Origin of the sequence: Hymenobacter sublimis (assembly GCF_023101345.1) — a bacterium.
GTDB classification, from domain to species: Bacteria; Bacteroidota; Bacteroidia; order Cytophagales; family Hymenobacteraceae; genus Hymenobacter; species Hymenobacter sublimis.
In genome coordinates, this window is sequence record NZ_CP095848.1 from 2,304,440 (window position 1) to 2,323,015 (window position 18,576).

At 60.5% G+C, this 18,576-nt stretch carries 15 protein-coding genes; 13 read left to right on the forward strand and 2 right to left on the reverse strand.

What is annotated here, in order from left to right; all coding sequences use genetic code 11:
• Positions 1 to 99: 99 nt before the first annotated feature.
• Positions 100 to 1,089, reverse strand: a complete 990-nt coding sequence (locus MWH26_RS09705; RefSeq protein ID WP_247977047.1) for an aldo/keto reductase — start codon at positions 1,087 to 1,089, stop codon at positions 100 to 102.
• 160 nt (positions 1,090 to 1,249) lie between these two features.
• On the opposite strand from MWH26_RS09705, the gene MWH26_RS09710 reads away from it, so the two are divergent.
• From MWH26_RS09710 to MWH26_RS09730, 5 genes are all read left to right on the forward strand, one after another.
• On the forward strand, positions 1,250 to 1,738 hold the full coding sequence (locus MWH26_RS09710; protein ID WP_244696413.1) for a DUF4112 domain-containing protein: 489 nt from the start codon (positions 1,250 to 1,252) through the stop codon (positions 1,736 to 1,738).
• Positions 1,739 to 1,829: 91 nt separating this feature from the next.
• A complete protein-coding gene (locus MWH26_RS09715; RefSeq protein WP_247974111.1) occupies positions 1,830 to 2,243 on the forward strand; it encodes a hypothetical protein in 414 nt (137 codons plus the stop codon).
• Positions 2,240 to 2,932, forward strand: coding sequence for an SCO family protein (locus tag MWH26_RS09720; RefSeq protein ID WP_247974112.1), 693 nt, complete (start codon positions 2,240 to 2,242; stop codon positions 2,930 to 2,932). The genes MWH26_RS09715 and MWH26_RS09720 overlap by 4 nt, the downstream gene beginning before the upstream one ends.
• Complete coding sequence (locus MWH26_RS09725) at positions 2,929 to 3,363, forward strand: c-type cytochrome (protein WP_247974113.1); 435 nt, start codon at positions 2,929 to 2,931, stop codon at positions 3,361 to 3,363. The genes MWH26_RS09720 and MWH26_RS09725 overlap by 4 nt, the downstream gene beginning before the upstream one ends.
• Positions 3,364 to 3,587: 224 nt before the next feature.
• Complete coding sequence (locus MWH26_RS09730; RefSeq protein WP_247974114.1) at positions 3,588 to 4,595, forward strand: enhanced serine sensitivity protein SseB; 1,008 nt, start codon at positions 3,588 to 3,590, stop codon at positions 4,593 to 4,595.
• Positions 4,596 to 4,883: 288 nt separating this feature from the next.
• Here MWH26_RS09730 and MWH26_RS09735 read toward each other — a convergent pair whose 3' ends face one another.
• A complete protein-coding gene (locus MWH26_RS09735; RefSeq protein ID WP_244696419.1) occupies positions 4,884 to 5,405 on the reverse strand; it encodes a DUF2062 domain-containing protein in 522 nt (173 codons plus the stop codon).
• Between the two features lie 109 nt (positions 5,406 to 5,514).
• On the opposite strand from MWH26_RS09735, the gene MWH26_RS09740 reads away from it, so the two are divergent.
• The 8 genes from MWH26_RS09740 (at position 5,515) to MWH26_RS09775 (ending at position 18,566) form a co-directional block, all read left to right on the forward strand.
• Positions 5,515 to 6,456: a YihY/virulence factor BrkB family protein gene (locus MWH26_RS09740; protein WP_247974115.1), complete on the forward strand. Its 942-nt coding sequence runs from the start codon at positions 5,515 to 5,517 to the stop codon at positions 6,454 to 6,456.
• Positions 6,457 to 6,661: 205 nt separating this feature from the next.
• A complete protein-coding gene (locus tag MWH26_RS09745; RefSeq protein WP_247974116.1) occupies positions 6,662 to 8,056 on the forward strand; it encodes a DEAD/DEAH box helicase in 1,395 nt (464 codons plus the stop codon).
• A gap of 245 nt (positions 8,057 to 8,301) precedes the next feature.
• Complete coding sequence (locus MWH26_RS09750) at positions 8,302 to 8,889, forward strand: RNA polymerase sigma-70 factor (RefSeq protein ID WP_244696422.1); 588 nt, start codon at positions 8,302 to 8,304, stop codon at positions 8,887 to 8,889.
• A gap of 202 nt (positions 8,890 to 9,091) precedes the next feature.
• The gene (locus tag MWH26_RS09755; protein WP_247974117.1) at positions 9,092 to 10,126 is read left to right on the forward strand and encodes a FecR family protein; all 1,035 of its coding nucleotides are present in this window, start codon (positions 9,092 to 9,094) and stop codon (positions 10,124 to 10,126) included.
• A gap of 63 nt (positions 10,127 to 10,189) precedes the next feature.
• On the forward strand, positions 10,190 to 13,606 hold the full coding sequence (locus MWH26_RS09760; protein WP_247974118.1) for a SusC/RagA family TonB-linked outer membrane protein: 3,417 nt from the start codon (positions 10,190 to 10,192) through the stop codon (positions 13,604 to 13,606).
• A gap of 90 nt (positions 13,607 to 13,696) precedes the next feature.
• Positions 13,697 to 15,178, forward strand: coding sequence for a RagB/SusD family nutrient uptake outer membrane protein (locus tag MWH26_RS09765; protein WP_247974119.1), 1,482 nt, complete (start codon positions 13,697 to 13,699; stop codon positions 15,176 to 15,178).
• A gap of 576 nt (positions 15,179 to 15,754) precedes the next feature.
• Positions 15,755 to 17,023, forward strand: a complete 1,269-nt coding sequence (locus MWH26_RS09770) for a sugar MFS transporter (protein WP_247974120.1) — start codon at positions 15,755 to 15,757, stop codon at positions 17,021 to 17,023.
• Positions 17,024 to 17,132: 109 nt separating this feature from the next.
• Positions 17,133 to 18,566, forward strand: coding sequence for a glycoside hydrolase family 30 protein (locus MWH26_RS09775; protein WP_247974121.1), 1,434 nt, complete (start codon positions 17,133 to 17,135; stop codon positions 18,564 to 18,566).
• The last annotated feature ends 10 nt before the right edge of the window (positions 18,567 to 18,576 follow it).

An 18,576-nucleotide genomic window follows, 5' to 3' on the forward strand; every position in this document is an offset into this window, starting at 1 on the left:
AATCAGATTACGGACCCAGCTAGTGGCAAGCCCCAGCCAACTGTTCCGGCTGCCGCTACCCTGGTGTGGGGCCGCAGCCGGAACGGTCGGCCGCAGCCATCAGCCGTTTACTGATTGCATCATTTGCTCCGGGTAGCGCTGCCCCGCCGCTATGTGCGGCGGAACTAGCTGATTGATGCGGGACAGATCTTCCAAGGAAAGTAGAATATCAGCCGCGCCTACGTTTTCTTCCAGGTAAGGCACGCGCTTGGTACCCGGAATCGGCACAATATCCTCGCCCTGGGCCAGCACCCACGCCAGCGCCAGCTGCCCCGGCGTGCAGCTTTTCTCGGCCGCCATTTCTTTGATACGGGCTACTAAGTCCAGGTTTTTCTGAAAATTTTCGCCCTGGAAGCGCGGGGTAAACCGGCGGTAGTCGTCCTCGGCTAGGTCCTCGAAGCGCTGAATCTGGCCGGTCAGGAAACCGCGGCCCAGGGGCGAGTAGGGCACGAAGCCAATGCCCAACTCCCGGCAGGTAGGCAGAATGTTGTCCTCCGGCTCCCGGCTCCAAAGCGAGTATTCCGTTTGCAGGGCCGTGATGGGGTGCACTTGGTGGGCCCGGCGCAGGGTGTCGGGGGCAGCTTCGGAGAGGCCCAGGTAGCGCACTTTTCCTTCTTGCACTAGCTCCGCCATGGCCCCTACGGTTTCCTCAATGGGCGTGGCGGGGTCTACGCGGTGCTGGTAGTACAGGTCGATGTAGTCGGTGCCTAGGCGCTTGAGGCTGGCTTCGCAAGCGGCTTTCACGTACTCGGGGCGGCCACTGATACCGCGCTTGGCCGGGTCCGTGGGGTCGCGCTGAATCCCGAATTTGGTGGCGACTACCACGCCCGCCCGGCGGCCCTGCAGGGCCCGGCCCAGCAGCTCCTCATTCAGGAAGGGGCCGTACATGTCGGCCGTGTCAAAGAAAGTCACGCCCAGGTCGAGGGCGCGGTGAATGGTACGCTGGCTTTCGGCGTCGTCGCGCTGCCCGTAAAAGTCGGACATGCCCATGCAGCCAAGGCCCAAGGCGGAAACGTGCAGGCCAGCGCGGCCCAGAGTGCGGGTTTTCATAGGAAGGAACGTGTGGTAGGTGAGCAGGCAGCTTGGTAAGGTTGTACGCAGCCACAACCGCATTTGTCGCCGGATGTTAGCTGGGCGGGCACCCACGGCGGCCTTCCCGCCGTATGACTACCGCCGCTCTAGTCCTTCCCACTGGCCCCGCTCCTGCCTGATGCCTACTCCCACCTCCTTCGACCAAGATGACCGCCTGCGCTGGGTAGAGCGCATTTCCTACCTGCTCGACAGCCAGTTCCGAGTGCCCGGCACTACCTGGCGCTTCGGCCTCGACCCCATTATGGGCCTGATTCCGGTGGTTGGGGGCCTGCCTTCCCTGGCTATTTCAGGGGTGCTGATTCTGACCATGATGCGCCACGGGGCCAGCGGCAGCCTCGTTATCCGGATGGCCCTAAACGTGCTGCTGGACACCGTCATCGGGGCCATTCCGGTGCTGGGCAACATTTTCGACTTCGCCTATAAAGCCAACGACCGGAACGTGCGCCTGCTGCGCGCCCACTACGCCGAGGGGCGGTACCAGGGTAGCGGCAAAGGGCTGCTGGCGGGCGTGCTGCTCGTGCTACTGGTAGTGGGCGGGCTGCTGGTGTGGGGAGCTTGGGCGCTGGGCAGCGCCCTCTGGCACTGGGCGGAGCAGTTGAACTGGTAAGTGACTGGCCGGGTAAGCCGGTAGTCAACATGCCCCAGCAATTGCGGAAGCCAGCATTCCGGGTGCATGAATCTGGTTGTACCTTTGCGGCGTGAAAACGCTCCGATTAGCTCCTTTGCTGCTGGTTGTATCGGCCTGCCTCTCGCTGCACAGCGAGGAACAGCAGGCCGAAGACGCCGAAAAGGCCCTACTAGCCCGCCACGACGAGCTGATGGCCCAGATGGATCAGCTCTACTCCTTGCGCCAACAGCTGCAAACAGCCCCCATTCCTGATACTGCAGCTGCCGGCCGGCAGCGCCGGGCCCTGCTAGCCGCCGAAGCGGGCATGATGTTCTGGATGCACCACTACCGCCGCCCCCAGGACACGGTAGCCGTTGCGCGGCGCCTGACTTATTATTCTGGTCAGCAACAACGAATTGATTCGGTCGGCCGCTTGTTCCGTACGAGTGTCGACTCGGCCCGCCTGCTGCTGCAGGCCCCGGCCGCTAACCATCCTACCCCATGAATACCTCTTTTCTGCGCGCGGCGGGGCAATTGCTCCTAGCCGGCGTGCTTTTCAGCGCCAGCGTTGCCCTGCCAGCCTGCACCACCACGCCCGAAGCTCAGGAGTCAGACCGCCTGTCGATTTTCGGTATCAAGCATGCCGCTCCCCGCACCCCCGCCGACACCCTGCCCGACCCGGTGCCTACTTTCCGGCTCACCAATCAGGAAGGCAAAGTCATTACCAATCAGACGTTTGCCGGCAAGGTCTACATCACGGATTTCTTTTTTGCGACCTGCCCCAGCATCTGCCCCAAAATGCAGAGCGAAATGCTGCGCGTGTACAAGCAGTTTGAAGGCAACCCCAACGTGCTGTTCCTGAGCCATACCATCGACCCGGCCCACGACTCGATTCCAGTGCTGCGTGACTACGCCGAGCGCCTAGGCATCAAGGACGCCTCGCGCTGGCACTTCGCCACCGCCCCCCACGACACCGTGTTTGCCCTGGCCCACGCCTACATGGCTTCGGCTGAAGTAGATAAGAAAGTGGCGGGCGGCTTTGCGCACAGCGGCGCCTTTGCCCTTATCGACTCTAAGCGCCGCATCCGGGGCGTGTACGACGGCATGGAAAAGTCGGAGGTGGACCGCCTAATTCAGGAGCTGCCGTTACTGCTAAAAGAGGAGCAGGAAGAGCAAAAAGTGGCTACCCGATGAGCTGGACTAGGCTTTTCGGCCGGGCAGGGCTGGCAGTGGCGGCTAGCGCCACGCTGCTGCTGGGCCTCAACGGCTGTTTTACCGAACGCCAGAACGAGGGCGCCAAGCTCTACGCCGCTCACTGCGCCAGCTGCCACGGCGACCAGGGCCAGGGCTTGGAACGACTAATTCCGGCCGTGGCCAAGACGGACTACATTGCCCGTCACCGCGCCGAGCTGCCGTGCATTATCCGCAAGGGTATGAAAGGACCTGTCACGGTGAACGGTATTGCCTACAACCAAGTGATGCCCGGCCACGAGGACCTGACCGACTCCCAGATTACCAACCTGCTCAACTTCCTGCAAACCAACTGGGGCAACACCAACCAGCCCTACACCATTCGGGAAGCCTCGGAGCTGCTGGGCCGCTGCAACGGCTCCGATGGGCAGTAGCCCGCCCAGCTTTCAACTCTACTCTTTGTCGGCAAGCATGCAATTGCGCGGGGCAGGCGCAGCACGGCCGGGGCCACTACCTGCTAAATCAAGGCCTAGCAGGTGGGTTCTGGCCCAGTTACCGCGCCAGAATATTTTCGGCTCGGGCCGACAAACCGCCCGTTTTGACGCGTGCATCTTCCCCCAAACCTGCTTAGCTTGCAGCTTCATCTGTCTGTTTTGTTATGGGTCTGTTTGACTTCCTGAAAAAGAAACCCGAGGACGCTGCGGCGCCCGCTTCTGCTCCTACCCCTTCCCCTGCCGCTGCTACTCCCGGCGCGGATAGCCCCGCCACGCCTGCCTCAACCGAGCAGAACAAGCCGGCCGGCCCGCGCTATAAAGGCTCTAACTATCAGATGCCGGCCGCTCCCGCCGCGCCGCCCATGCCCCATATTCCGCCGGCGCCGCCCATTCCGCTGCCCGGAGCTTTCGGGGAGGAAGCGCCCCAGCTACCCGACTTCCAACCCCTCAACATTCTGGAGCAGCTGCTGATGCAAGCTGCCGTGGAGCCCCAATTCCGCAGCCCCTTCTACCAAGCCCTGCTGGGCGAGGAAGTGGTGGTGGTAATGGCGGGTAAGGAAGGCCAGGAGCCCGGCGAAATCACGCCCACTGAGGGCATGGAAATTCAGCTGCAAGCCCTGCACGACGGCAAAATTGCCGTTTTCACGGCCGTAGAACGTATTTTCGATAACGGCGCCGTACCCGAAGGCAGCGTAGCCTACATGCGCCTGCGCGGCCACGATTTCTTCACCATGGTGCAAGGAGCTGACTGTGCCCTGAACCCCTTCTCGGCCGTGGGCAAGCTGCTGGCCGCCGATGAGGTGCAGGCCCTGCTCAGCGGCCAGCTTTTTGAGGCTCCGAACCCGCAGGACATGCAAGTGTCGTTGCACCAACCGGAGCCCGAGCCCACTGAGCTGCTGGAAGGCCTGCGCGAGTATAGCGCCACTCAGCCCCACATCCGCACCGTGTACCTGACGGAGATGCGCATGCAGCACAACCCCCAGGAAGCCCGCCTGCTGGTGGCCTTCGACACGGAGCAGCAGGACCCCGCCTTCCTGCAGGACCTAGGCCCCGTCATCCAAGGCAAAATTGGGGATGCTCAGTTCGTGGACCTCATGCTGATTGACCCCAACTCAGAGGAGCCCCTGATTCAGTACCTGCTCACTACCACGCCGGTTTACCAGCGCGCGTAACACACAACGAGCCCCCAAAAGTCAGCCTCCCCGATGATGCGTAGCAGGTGCTACCCACCGTTGGGGAGGCTGACTTTTAGGAGTTATTAGGCAAACCCAGAAGCAGAAAGCTTTAGAGACGCTTTTTACTTGACAATCATCATGCAGAGGTGCCGCCGAAGCATTCTGCCTGCTGATGACAGCGTTACTACCTCAATAACGCCACACCAGATGCTTCGTTGCGCTCTGCATGACGTTCCTTTTTTAGGCTCATTCAGCCTGATTTCTTTCGGTCGGGGTGAGCACCTGCTACGGAACCGGAACGGGCTTTATGGTTCGGCGCAAAATGGGTAGCAGGATAAAGTATAGCACCGGACCTAGTACCACGCAGGCTACCGCCCACAGGGCCAGGCCACCCAAAATGGCGTGCCACAGCAGCTGCAGAGCCCCTACCCAATCGTGAGAAAACAGGTATTGCAACTTTGCCAGGGTTAGCTCGGGGCCGTGACTTCCCCAGAGTTTGGCTCCGCGGCTCATAAACGGGATGATGAGCAGCAACTGCACCGGGCTCCAGAGGTGAGCAATGAGCAGAATGGCCGCCACGTTGAGCCGCAGCCGCACGGCCGCAAACGTGGCCAGCAAGGTAGTCACGCCCAGCATGGGTACCAGCCCGAACGCAGTGCCTAGCGTGGCCATCAGCGCCAGCTGTCGGGGCGTCAGGCCCTGGCGCAAAATGCCCAGTAGCGGCTGCACCACGCGCCGCCGAAACCAGCCCTGGGCCGGCGGCGCGGAGGGCGGGGTGGTAGGCGGCGGGACCAAGGGCTGATTCACGGGCAACACAAGTTAGCGGCGGCTGAGCTGGCTGATACGGCAGCGGGGCGTTACCTTCGCAACCCGTCACTGTTCCGGCTGCGCGTCGCCGGTTATTTACGCGCCTCCGATGACAAAAGTACGTGAGTCTGGCCACGGCCGGCGCAACCTCTGGCTTGATTTCCTGATTCTGCTGCGGCGGGCAGCCCGGGAGTTTGGGGCCAACGACCCGCTACGGCTGGGCGCAGCCACGGCGTTTTTTACCACTTTCGCCCTACCCCCCATCCTGATTATCCTGATTCAGGTGCTGGGTTCCCTGTATTCCACGTCCCAGGTGCGGGTGCTGCTGCTCACCAAGCTGTCCAATTTGCTGGGCTACTCGGCTGCCGGCTTAGTGGAGCAAATTCTGCAAAACGTCAGCAACATTGAGCGCAGCCGCCTGGTAACCTGGCTGGGGTTTGGCTTCCTACTCTTCATTGCCACTACCCTGTTCGGCGTTATCCAAAGCTCCCTGAACCAGCTCTGGCAAATCCGGCCCAGCCGGCGCACCGACCGTTTCCATAAGGTGCTGAAAGAGCGGGCCCGTTCCCTGGGGCTGCTGCTGGCCACTGGCGTACTGTCCATGCTGGCCTTTCTGGTCGACGCGGGCCTAGCTTTCCTGGCCGACTACGTGCGCGACTTCGACGCGACTTTTGGGTTCGTGCTGTTTAAAATCGGCAACCAACTGGCTTCTTTGCTGATTCTGACGGCTTGGTTTGCCGTTACGTTTCGCAATCTGAGCAGCGCCAAGGTGCCGCCCCAGGCCGTGCTGCGCGGGGCCCTGCTCACGGCCGTGCTCATTGACTTGGGCGAAACCGCTCTGGGCTACCTGCTGGTCCCGCGCAACTTGGGCCCCATCTACGGGCCGGCCTCCAGCATTGTGCTGGTGCTGCTGTTCGTGTTCTACTCAGCCATGATTTTCTACTTCGGCGCCTGCTTCACCAAAGCCTACGCCCACTACGTCGGGATGGACATCCGGCCCAAAAAATCCGCCGTGCGCTACAAGCTGGTGGATATTGTGGAGGAGAAGTGAGCTGGCGAGTAAAACGTCTGTCATTCTGAGCGCAGCGAAGGACCTTGTCACCTGAGAACGGATAATCTCTGCATCGGCTCGTTCACGTCTAGGTCCTTCGCTGCGCTCAGAATGACAGACGTTTTTACTCGTCAGTTCACTAGCTCACTAGCTCACCGCCTCGCCATTTCCAATCCGCTACCTTTGCAGGACGAAATACCCGTTTATGACTTCAACTACCCCGTCCTTCGCCGACCTGGGCCTTGCCCCCGAACTAATACAAGCCCTGGAAGAACTTCAGTTTCAGGCTCCTACCCCCGTGCAGGAGCAGGTAGTTCCCATGGCCCTGGCCGGGCAGGATGTGGCCGGGCAGGCTCCCACGGGCTCGGGTAAAACGGCGGCCTATGGTCTTTCCGTGCTGCAGCTCCTTGATTTAAAGCAAGATGCGGTGCAGGTGATTGTGCTAGTGCCCGCCCGCGAGCTGGCCCTGCAGGTGCGCGACGCCCTCAAGAAGCTGGGTAAGTTTCTGCCTAATTTGCGGGTAGCGGCCTTTTACGGGGGGCACGCCTTTCGGGAGGAAACGGCCTCCCTTACCCAGGCGCCCCACATTGTGGTAGCCACCCCCGGCCGCCTGCTCGACCACTTCGAGCGCCGCAGCATTATTCCTAACCAACTCAAAACCTTAATTCTGGACGAGGCCGACAAGCTGTTGGAGCTGGGCTTTCAGGATGAGCTGGTGGAGATTATCAAGCGCCTGCCCCGCCGCCGGCAAACCTTGCTATTCTCGGCTACGATGTCGGACAAGGTGCTGGACCTGATCCGGAAGAACCTGACGCGTCCTCGGGTGGTAAATGCGGGCCAGGACACCGACGAACTGCCCGAAAACCTGACCCTCATCGGCCACGTGGGCACGGTGGAGAAGAAACCCGCGGCCCTGCTCCACTTGCTGCACCAGCCTGAAACGGGCCGCGCCCTGGTGTTCTGCAACACCCGGGAGCGGTGCATGGAGCTGACCCGCTTCTTGGTGGGGCGCGGGGTAGCGGCCGAAGTACTCCACGGCAAAATGCCCCAGCCGGAGCGCGACAAGGCCCTGCTAAAGCTGCGCAACGGCTCGAGCCAAGTGCTAGTCGCTACCGACGTGGCGGCTCGCGGCATCGACGTGACGTTGCTGGACACGGTAGTGCAGTACGACGCCCCCGACAAGGCCGATGGCTTCCAGCACCGGGCTGGCCGCACGGCCCGCGCCGGCGCCGAGGGCACGGCCCACATCCTGGCCACCGATAAGGAACAGGCTCACGTGAACAAGTGGCCGGTAGCGGCTTCCATCAAGTGGAAGGCCATGCACGCACCGAAGCTGCCGCCAGCGGCACCCAAGGCCCCCCGTCCCGAGAATGTAACCCTGCACGTTTCGGCCGGCAAAAAAGACAAGGTGAGTGCCCACGATTTAGTAGGCGCCTTCGTGAACGTAGGCGGCGTGTCGCGGGAGCAGGTTGGCCACATTGAAGTATTCGACTACTACAGCTACGTAGCCGTGCCCCGCCAGCAGGCCCAGCAGGTAGCCGAGCGCCTGGCCGGGGCTAAGGTGAAAGGCAAGAAAGTGCGGGTGTCCGTAGTAGAATAACGGAGCCGTGCCTGGGAGCCGCCCGTGGCGGGCAATGAGTAGAGTAGCACCTGAGAAACGCTTCTTCCGACTCGGAAGACGAACTTTTCTGAGTGCTGCTTTCTTGTTTATATATTGCTGCCAGCAGCTATGGGCAGCCCGTTTCAGCAACGCAACACGCCCGCGGCCAAAAGTGTCTTTGACACATACTGGCTGGGCAGCCCAGCAGGCAAAGGTAAATTTTAAAAGACTGTTCCTCGTTGGAAGTGGATCACCCAGATTCGGAATTGGCTTGGTTGCGGCGGCTGCGACACGACGACCAACGGGCCTTCGATGCGCTGTTTCAGCAGTACAGCGCCCGGGTGTATCGATTTGCTTACAGCTACCTCAAGGCCCGTCCTGCGGCGGAGGAAATTGTGCAGGACTGTTTTCTTAAGATCTGGGAGCGGCGCCACGAGCTGCGCGACGATGTTCCGCTGAAAGGCTACCTGTTCACGGTGGCTCATCATGCCATTCTCAATCAGCTTCGCCAGAACCGCTACCACCTCGCCTACCAGGATTACGCCCTGCTGGCCGGCTACCCTTCCACCCCGGGCACTGATACCGACGTAGCATTTGCCGAACTGGAAATGCTGTATCTAGCGGCTCTGGATAAACTACCGCCCAAGCGACGCCGAATTTTTACACTGAGTCGCCAGCAGGGGCTTTCCTACGCTGAAATTGCGCAGGAGCTGGGTATTTCGGTGAAGACTGTGGAAACCCAGATGGCTCAGGCCTTGCACTTTCTGCGCCAGTACTTCCAGGCCCACGGCACGGCGCTGGTAGTAATTCCGCTGCTCCTGGTACTTCTTTAATTGAAGGCTCCAAAAACTGGGGTGAGTGAGCCGTTACCTGCCGGCAACTTAAACTTTTTTCAAGAGACACTTGCTGTAAGCAATAGATTATCAGGCGCTTTTGAAAAAGGTTACAAAATCTGCATAAAAAATCATGTTGTGAGTCAGGGTAGCGGCCAGTTGGAGTGTATTACACTTTAGAACTCCATCCGTCCTGCTCTGCATGCCCGCCCACCCTGATAAAAGCGCTTTTCTCCAGTATATAAACGGCACCGCTACGGCCGCCGAAGCTACCGCCATGCGTACCTGGCTCGGCCAGCCCAGCAACCAGCTGCTGGCCCGCCATTGGATGAAGGAGCATTGGCACTCCTTCGATGCCAGCCCCCATGCGGTTCCCGCCTACCCCGAACCAGATTATGAGGCTCTGCTCCTAACCCTGCATCAGCGGCTAAGGTTTGATGTAGCGGAGCCGGTTGACATTGCGGACGACTCTGCTGGCGGCTGGCCCGGGCGCTGGCGATACTGGGCCGCAGCCGCCGCTACCGTGGCCATGGTCGCCGGAGGGAGTATTTTGTGGCAGCAACACGCACGCCCGGCTCCGCAGAGCTACGCTACCACCTTCGGCCAAACCCGCACCCTGCACCTACCCGACGGTTCCACTGTTACGCTCAACGGCAACTCCCGGCTCCGCTATGCTCCGAATCCGGCGGCCGGGCAGCCCCGGGAGGTGTGGCTGGACGGCGAAGCCTTCTTCTCGGTGCGCCATACCCCTAGCAATCAACGGTTTATTGTGCATACTACTGCCGGGTTTAATGTGGAAGTACTGGGCACCCAGTTTACCGTATTCCGTCGCCGTCAGGAGGCGCGGGTAGTGCTGCTCTCGGGCAAGGTGCGCGTAGACTTCGAGGACAGCACTCGTGCCGACCTGCTCATGAAGCCCGGCGAACTGGTGCAAACCCAGGACGACCAACCCCGCGCCCTGGTACACAAGCCCGTGCATACGGATGCCTACGCCAGCTGGAAAGACGAAAAGCTGGTGCTCGACAACACGTCTATGAGCGAGCTAGCTACCCGCCTGCATGACACCTACGGTTTGGACGTAGAGGTAGCCACCCCGGCGCTCCGCACCCGCCGTATGACCGGCACGGTGCCCGTGCAGGACCTGGAACTGCTACTCAAGGCCCTGGAAGAAACCTTCCACCTGAAGGCCGAGCGCCAGCAAAACCGCCTGATTTTCTCTGACTCAATTGCCCCGTAGCCGGACTCCCCTCTAGTGTCCGGAGCCACGGCTCATTCATTTCCATTTCCCACCGTTCCCACAATGAACCACACCCCTACCCGTTTAGGTGGCAGCCTGGCGTCTACGGCCCTTTCGGCCTGTGCATTGCTGCTACCCGCTCCGGGGGCCACGGCCTCCGCTCAACTTCTGGCCTCAAACCACTTGCCTACGCAACGGACGGAGACACCCGCCGAAACAGTGCTGCTCAAGGACCTGCTGGGCCGCTGGGAATCACAGTACAGCGTAACCATCTTCTACGAAAGCAACTTGGTGCGTAACAAGCGGGTAACCGCCCGCCCCGAGGTGGCCTCGCCCCTGGAAGAAAAGCTTACGGAAGTGCTGCCCCAGGCGGAGCTGACGTTTAAAAAGCTGCGCTCCGACTATTACGTGGTAGTGGCCCCCACCGCTGGTCCGGTTACCACGGCAGCGGGCAAAACGATTCAGGCCGACGTGCCGGTTTCGGGGCGGGTAACACAGTCCAACGGTGAAGGGCTGCCGGGTGTAACGGTGGTAGTGAAAGGCACCAGCATCGGTACTTCCACTAGTTCCGACGGCAGCTTTTCGCTGAACGTGCCGGAGGGCAGCACGCTGGTATTCAGCTCCATCGGCTTCCTGAGCCGCGAGGTACCCGTGACGGGCGCTAACCCGGCCCTGAACATCAGCCTGAGCACCGATGCCAAGGCCCTCGACGAGGTTGTGGTAGTGGGCTACGGCACACAGAGTCGCCAGGAATTGACCACCTCCGTCACTTCGGTAAGCGCTGAGGAGCTGACCCGCCAGCCGGTGGCCGGCTTCGACCAAGCTTTGCAGGGCAAGGCGCCCGGGGTGCAGGTTACCAGCCCTTCCGGCGCTCCTGGCGCGGGTATTAACGTACGGATTCGCGGCAACAGCTCCATTAGCCTGACGGGCTCCCCGCTATACGTAATCGACGGGGTACCCATTCTGCCCACCTATGAGCAGGAACTGGCCGTGGGCGGGCAGCGCCCCAACCCCCTGAACGCCCTGAACCCTCAGGATATCGAGAGCATCGACGTGCTCAAGGACGGCGCCGCCGCCGCCATTTATGGCCTGCGCGCTTCCAACGGGGTAGTCGTAATTACCACCAAGAAGGGCAGGCTGGGCAAGCCCCAAGTGGGCCTGAGCGTGTACTACGGGCAGCAGCAGCTGCGCAAGAAGCTGGACGTGCTCAACTCCCGCCAGTTTGCCGAGTACTACAATGAAGCCTTGGTCAACGCCGGCAGACCCGCGGCCTTCACTGACCTCAACAACCTGCCTACTGCTACCGACTGGCAGGAGGAAATCTACCGGCCGGCTGGCATTCAGAGCTACCAGCTCAACATCAGCGGGGCCACGGAGCAGACGCGCTACTACGTTTCGGGCGGCTATTTCAAGCAGGATGGCATCAGCCTGAACTCGGGCTTTGACCGCTACAACTTCAAGATCAACGTGGATCAGAAGCTGGGTCAGCGGTTCCGGATGGGCACTAACCTGAACCTGAGCCGCACCTTCACCAACGGCTCGGTGCGATCCGAGCTAGGCATCGGCAACTCCGGCACGGTGCTGGGCGCGCTGGCCCAGATTCCGACCATTCCGGTACGTACGGCCGATGGCCGCTACGGCACCAACCCCTTCCAAGCCTTCGACAACCCGGTGGGCAACTTGTTGGAAACGAATAACAAGGCTGTTATCTACCAAGCTATTGGTAACGCCTATGGCGAGCTGGACATTCTCAAGAACCTGACCCTGCGCAGCTCCCTAGGCCTGGACTTCCGCACACAGAACGAAAACCAGTTCATTACCCGCGACTACCCCGGCACCTCCAACGCCGACCCGGCCACGCGCGGCAGCGGGGCTACCTCGCTCAACCAGCAGGTTATCTGGCTGCTGGAAAACACCCTGACCTACAACCCCAACCTCGGCGACCGGCACAACCTGACCTTACTGGCGGGCCAGTCGGTGCAGGAGTCAGACCGTTTTACTTCGTCGGCGAGCGGCAAGGGCTACCCTGCCAACTCGGTGCCCTATCTCTCAGCGGTGTCGCAGTTCGATAAGCCCAGCAGCTACCAGGACCAGTGGGGTCTGATGAGCTTCTTCGGCCGGGCCATCTACAACTACGATGAGCGCTACCTGGCCACGCTGAGCATGCGCGCCGATGGCAGCAGCAAGTTCCGCGAGGGCAACAAGTTTGGATATTTCCCGGCTTTGGGTTTGGGCTGGCGCGTGTCGAAAGAGGCTTTCTTCCCGCAGAACACGGCCGTTTCCGAGCTGAAGCTACGCGGTAGCATTGGTGCCACCGGTAACCAAGAGTTTTACACCTATCAGCGCTTCTCGCGCTACGGCACGGGCTTCAACTATCAGAACGGGGGTAGCATCCTGGGTGGCATTGCCCCCACCAACATCGGCAACAACGATGTAAAGTGGGAAAGCACCACCCAATACGACGCGGGCATTGACCTGGGTCTGTTCAGCGACCGGCTGACCCTGACCCTGGATGGCTACCTGAAGAAAACTAGCGACCTACTCACGCTGGTGAGTATTCCGCTCAGCACTGGGGCCCAAGATCTGAGCATCATTCAGAATGTAGGCAAGATAGAAAACAAGGGCTTTGAGTTTGGCCTGAACTCGACTAACCTGCAGGGCGCCAACGGGGGCTTCTCCTGGACTACTAACTTCAACTTTACCATTAACCGCAACAAGGTGCTCGATTTGGGTACCATTCGTAACGAGCAGGGCGAAGTAGAAGACCGCCGCCTGCCGAGCGGCAACGGTTTCACACTGGTAGGTCAGCCCCTAGGGGTGTTCTACGGCTGGCAAGTGCAGGGCATTTTCCAGAACCAGGATGAGATTAGCTCCGCTGCCAAGCAGGACAACGCCGCCCCCGGCGACATTCGGTTCCGCGACCTAAACAACGACGGCATCATCAACGACAAGGACCGTACGGTTATCGGTAACCCTAACCCTAAGGCCATTGCAGGCGTCACGAACAACTTTGGCTACAAAGGTCTGGAGTTGAGCGTGTTTTTCCAGGGTAGCTTCGGCAACGACATCTACAACCAGAACCGCGAGACGCTGGAGGGCATGGCGGATCCGCTCAACCAGAGTACCCGGATTCTGAACCGCTGGACCCCAACTAATACCAATACCGACGTGCCCCGGGCCGTGCGCAACGACCCGAACAACAACCGCCGCATGTCGGACCGCTTTATTGAGGATGGCTCCTACGTGCGCCTGAAAAACCTGACGCTGGCCTACAACCTCCCCTCGACCCTGACCCGCAAGGCCGCTGTTAGCAACCTACGCGTGTACGTGACCGGCCAGAACCTGATTACCTGGACTGACTACTCCGGCTACGACCCCGAAGTCAGCTCCGACCCGCAGTCGAATACGGGCTTTGGCCGCGACTTCGGTGTGTACCCGCAGGCGCGCACTTACACTGTGGGCTTGAACGCCACTTTCTAACCGCTGCCAGCCGTTTGCTGCTGATGTGGCGGCAAACGGCTTCGCGGCCCGGCGTTCTCGGTTTTCTTCCAGCTTTTCTTGAAATTCCCAATGAAAAAGATATTCATCCCTATTCTCGCCCTGACGCTGCTCTCCACGGGTTGCGACGTACTGGACAAAAATCCGCTGCCGAGCATTACGCCGGAAAACTTCTTTACCTCGGCCGATGACGCCGAGGCAGGCCTGACGGCCGCCTACGACGCCCTGCAGGGCGCCGGCCTCTACGGTCAGGACATGATTGTGGTGGGCGAGATGCCTTCCGACAACTGCACCAGTGCCAACGGCGACGTTGCCGCGCTGGAAAACATTACCTGGAACTCTACCACGGGCCAGGTAAGAAGCATTTACCGCGACTCCTACATCGGTATCAACCGCGCTAACTCCATTCTGAAGTACGTGCCGGCTATCGACATGCCCGAGGCCCGCAAAAACCAGATTCTGGGCGAAGCCCGCTTCTTGCGTGCCCTGCACTTCTTTAACCTAGTGAAACTGTACGGCGGCGTGCCCCTGCGCCTGGAGCCCACGGAAACGGGAACGACGGAAGTGCTGAATCTGTCCCGCGCTACTGTCGAAGCGGTGTACGCCCAGGTTATTCAAGACCTAACCACGGCCGAGCCCCTGGTAGCTGCCTCCAATGCAACTCGGGTTACGCAAAACGCTGTCAATGCACTTCTGGCCCGCGTATACTTGACCCAGCGCCAGTGGGCTCCGGCCCAGGCCGCGGCAGGGAAGGTGCTGAGCGGCGGGGCCCTGGCAACTAGCTTCAAAACGCTGTTCCCGGCCGATAACAAGTCGGAATCCATCTTTGAGGTGCAGTTTGCAGGTAGCAACGACGGGGGCAATATCCTGCCTGACCTGCTGCTACCCAGCCCGCCCGCCACGTACTCATTCCCTAAGTTCAGCATCCCAACGCTGTACCGGCCCCAGGCCAGCGCCCAGCCGACGGACCTAACCTTTGTGGTGGATACGTTGAGCGACAAACGCTGGAGTTTCCAGGGCGTAACCAACGCCGGCCGTGACCACGCCAGCTACGTTGACGGCGGCCGCGGCACAGGCAACGACGACGGCCCCTTCGTCTACAAATGGCCGGGCAACCCCAACGGCTTCAACTCCCCCGACAACACGTACGTGTTGCGCTACGCTGATGTCGTGCTAATGTATGCCGAGGCAACCAACGAGTTGTCGGGCCCTACCGCCGACGCCATAGCCAAGCTCAACCTGATCCGGCAGCGGGCTGGCCTGGCTGAGTTGACCAGCGCTTCGCCGCAAGCCGCCGGCAAGCAGGCCTTGCGCACGGAGATTGACCGACAGCGCCGTCTGGAGCTAGCCTTCGAAGGGGAGCGGTGGTTTGACTTGCTGCGCTATGCCCGCCACGAGCAGGCTGACCCCTCGGCCAACCACGCCGTAACGGCCTTGGACGTTATTAAGGCGCAACGCAAAACGGCCACCGCCGACGTTAACTACCTGCTGTTCCCTATTCCGCTGGACGAGTTGAACACCAACCTGAACGTGCAGCAGAACCCGGGGTATTAATCCGCCGCAAAGGCCAGTCCAGCAAAGCCAAAACGTTGGGCTGGCCTTATCCGGAACCAGACGGATAACCCACCCTTTTTTCGTTGTTTCTTATCTGTAGAGGCCTACAACGGGTTAAGTCTCCCATAGCAACAACACCCCGAAAAAGCCGACCGGCACGTGTGCAGTAGGTGTATAAAGCCAGCAAACAGCGGCGAAAATGAGGTTTTGCGCGTTTGTTTTCTCCGCTAACGAGCCAATATATTTGGTTTATTACCCCTGCTGCCGTCGGCGTCTTTTTCCTTCCTGAGGCCTGTGTGCTTTATCCTCTTCAAGCACCGTGCCCCACCTCATCTTCGTTCTTTCCCGCACCTGACTTTTGCCCGAGCTGCTTGCCAGCAGCCTTGGGTTGCCCTACCCCAGCGGCTTCGCTAGACTGCTGGGTTACCTGGGGCCGGTTTGCTAAAGGGGAGCAAGCCGGCCCTCCCGGGGCTTTGGTAATGGCAGCCTTCCCATAGGAACCGGCTACCTTACCCTCCAAAGCCACTGCTAGGCTTTGCTCTTAATCCTCAACCTCCCTTTCCCTTCCTTCCCACCATGGCTGCCCCTATTTCCGCCTCACCTCTTGCTCCGGCCACCGCTACCCCACCCGGCACCGAAGTGCCCCGTTACACCTCGGCCCTGGCTTCGCTGACAGTTTTGTTTTTCATGATGGGTTTTATTACCTGCCTGAACGACATTCTGATTCCGTATCTAAAAGCCATTTTCCAGCTCAGCTACACCCAGGCCAACCTGATTAACCTATGCTTTTTTGGGGCCTACTTCGTGATGGGCATTCCGGCCGGTAAGCTGGTGCAGCGCATCGGCTACAAGGGTGGCATGCTGGCGGGCTTTCTGATTGCGGCCCTGGGCGCCTTCCTGTTCTACCCCGCCGCCGACAGCCGCAGCTACGAATTGTTTCTGGGCGCCTTATTCGTGTTGGCCACGGGCGTAGTGCTGCTGCAAGTAGCCGGTAACCCCTACGTAGCCATCCTGGGTCCGGCCAAATCGGCCCCGGCTCGCCTCACGCTCACCCAGGCTTTTAACTCCCTGGGTACTACCGTAGCCCCGCTGCTGGGCTCGGCCCTGATTCTCTCGAACCTGCCGGACCTGGAGTCAGCGGCTTCCGCCGCGGCCATCGATGTGAAGGCCGTCCAGATTCCCTACCTCTGTATTGGGGCGGTACTGATTGTGATAAGCGTGCTGCTAGGGATGTTAAAGCTGCCCACCATTGTGCATGCCCACACCGAAGAAGACTCCACCCGTCGGGCCTACCACTACCGCCACCTCATCTTCGGCGTCATTGGCATCTTTGCCTATGTAGGCGGCGAAGTGGCCATTGGCTCGCACATTGTTTCCTACTTGCACCTACCTGACGTGATGAACCTCACGCCCAAAGTAGCCGGCGACAAAGTAGCCTACTACTGGGGTGGAGCCATGGTGGGCCGCTTCCTGGGCGCTTACCTGCTGGGCAAGTTTAATCCGGGCCGTCTGCTGGCCTTCAACTCGCTGGGAGCCGTGGTGCTGGTGCTTATTTCGGTTATGACGACCGGCGAAATTGCCATGTGGAGCTTGCTGGCCGTGGGTCTGATGAACTCCATCATGTTCGCCACAATTTTCACGCTGGCGATGGCGGGCCTGGGCCGCAATACTGAGGAAGCGTCTGGGTTGCTTAACGTAGGCATTGTGGGCGGCGCCATCATCCCGCTGCTCTTCGGTTTGGTGGCCGATGCCAGCACCCTGCGCTGGGCCTTCGTGCTGCCTGTCCTGTGCTACCTCTACATTATGTGGTACGGCCTGAAAGGCCATAAGCCCGCGGCGGTATAACCAGCGGCCGCGCCGTTGGAATAAGCTAACCGCTTGATCTATACTTTCTCACGCCCGACGTTTGTCGTGCGACGGCTACTCTTTTGCCTTTCTCACCCCTGCGTTCTGTATGTCCATTCGCTCTTTTACCGGCCTTTCGCTGGCGTTGCTCCTGGCGTTGGGCCTGGGTAGCGCCTGCCAGCGCCTGCCACAGGCTAGCCCGAAGCCAGCCAAAGGCACGGCTGCCTTTTGGCTGACCAACCCCGATAAATCGGTGCTATTTCAGGCCCAAACGGCCCCGACCTGGAGCACTGTTGCGCCGGCGGCCGGTACGCCGGTTATTGACATCGACGATCAGCAGACCTTCCAGACCATTGACGGCTTCGGATACTGCCTGACGGGCGGCAGCGCCCAACTGCTGCACGCCATGAGCCCCGAAGCGCGCAAGGCTATTTTGCAGGAGCTGTTTGCTACCGATGGCACCAACATTGGCGTGAGCTACCTGCGCCTGAGCATCGGGGCTTCGGACCTAGACGCTACCGTGTTCAGCTACGACGACCTGCCCGAGGGCCAAACCGACCCGACGCTGGCCCGGTTCAGTCTTGCCCCCGACCAGGCCCACCTAATTCCGGTGCTCAAGGAAATCCTGGCCATTAACCCGCGCATCAAGCTTCTGGGCTCGCCCTGGTCGCCACCGACGTGGATGAAAACCAACGGCAACTCCAAGGGCGGCTCCCTGAAGCCGGAATTTTACGATGCCTACGCCCGCTATTTCGCCAAGTACGTGCTGGGCATGAAGGCCCAAGGCATTCGTATTGATGCCATTACGGTCCAGAATGAGCCCCTGCACCCGGGCAATAATCCCAGTCTGCTCATGCTGCCGGAGCAGCAGGCCGAGTTCGTGAAAAAGCACCTGGGACCTGTCTTTCAACAGGAGAAAATCGACACGAAAATCATTGTGTACGACCACAACGCCGACCGGCCCGACTACCCCCTCACCATTCTCAATGACCCTGAGGCCAAGAAGTACGTCGATGGCTCGGCCTTTCACCTCTACGCCGGCCCCATTGAGGCCCTGAGCCAGGTGCACGACGTCCACCCCGACAAGCACGTGTACTTCACGGAGCAGTGGGTGGGCTCCAAAAGCAAGTTCGAGGAAAACTTTCCCTGGCACATCCGCACCCTCATGATTGGGGCGACTCGCAACTGGGCCCGCACCGTGCTAGAGTGGAACCTAGCTGCCGACCCCCAACAGAATCCGCACACGCCTGGGGGCTGCACCGAGTGCCGCGGCGCCCTCACCATTGATGGCAACACCGTAACCCGCGAGGATGCTTACTACATCATTGCCCACGCCGCCAAGTTTGCCCGGCCCGGCTCGGTGCGCATCGGCTCCACTACCTCCGAAAGCCTGCCTAGCGTTGCCTTCAAAAGCCCTAGTGGGCAGCGGGTAGTGCTGGTGCAAAACAACACGAAAGCGCCCCAGACTTTCAGTCTCCGCTACCAGGGCAAAACCCTGACTTCCAGCCTGAATGCCGGCGCGGCCGGCACGTACGTCTGGTAACGCTCCGCTT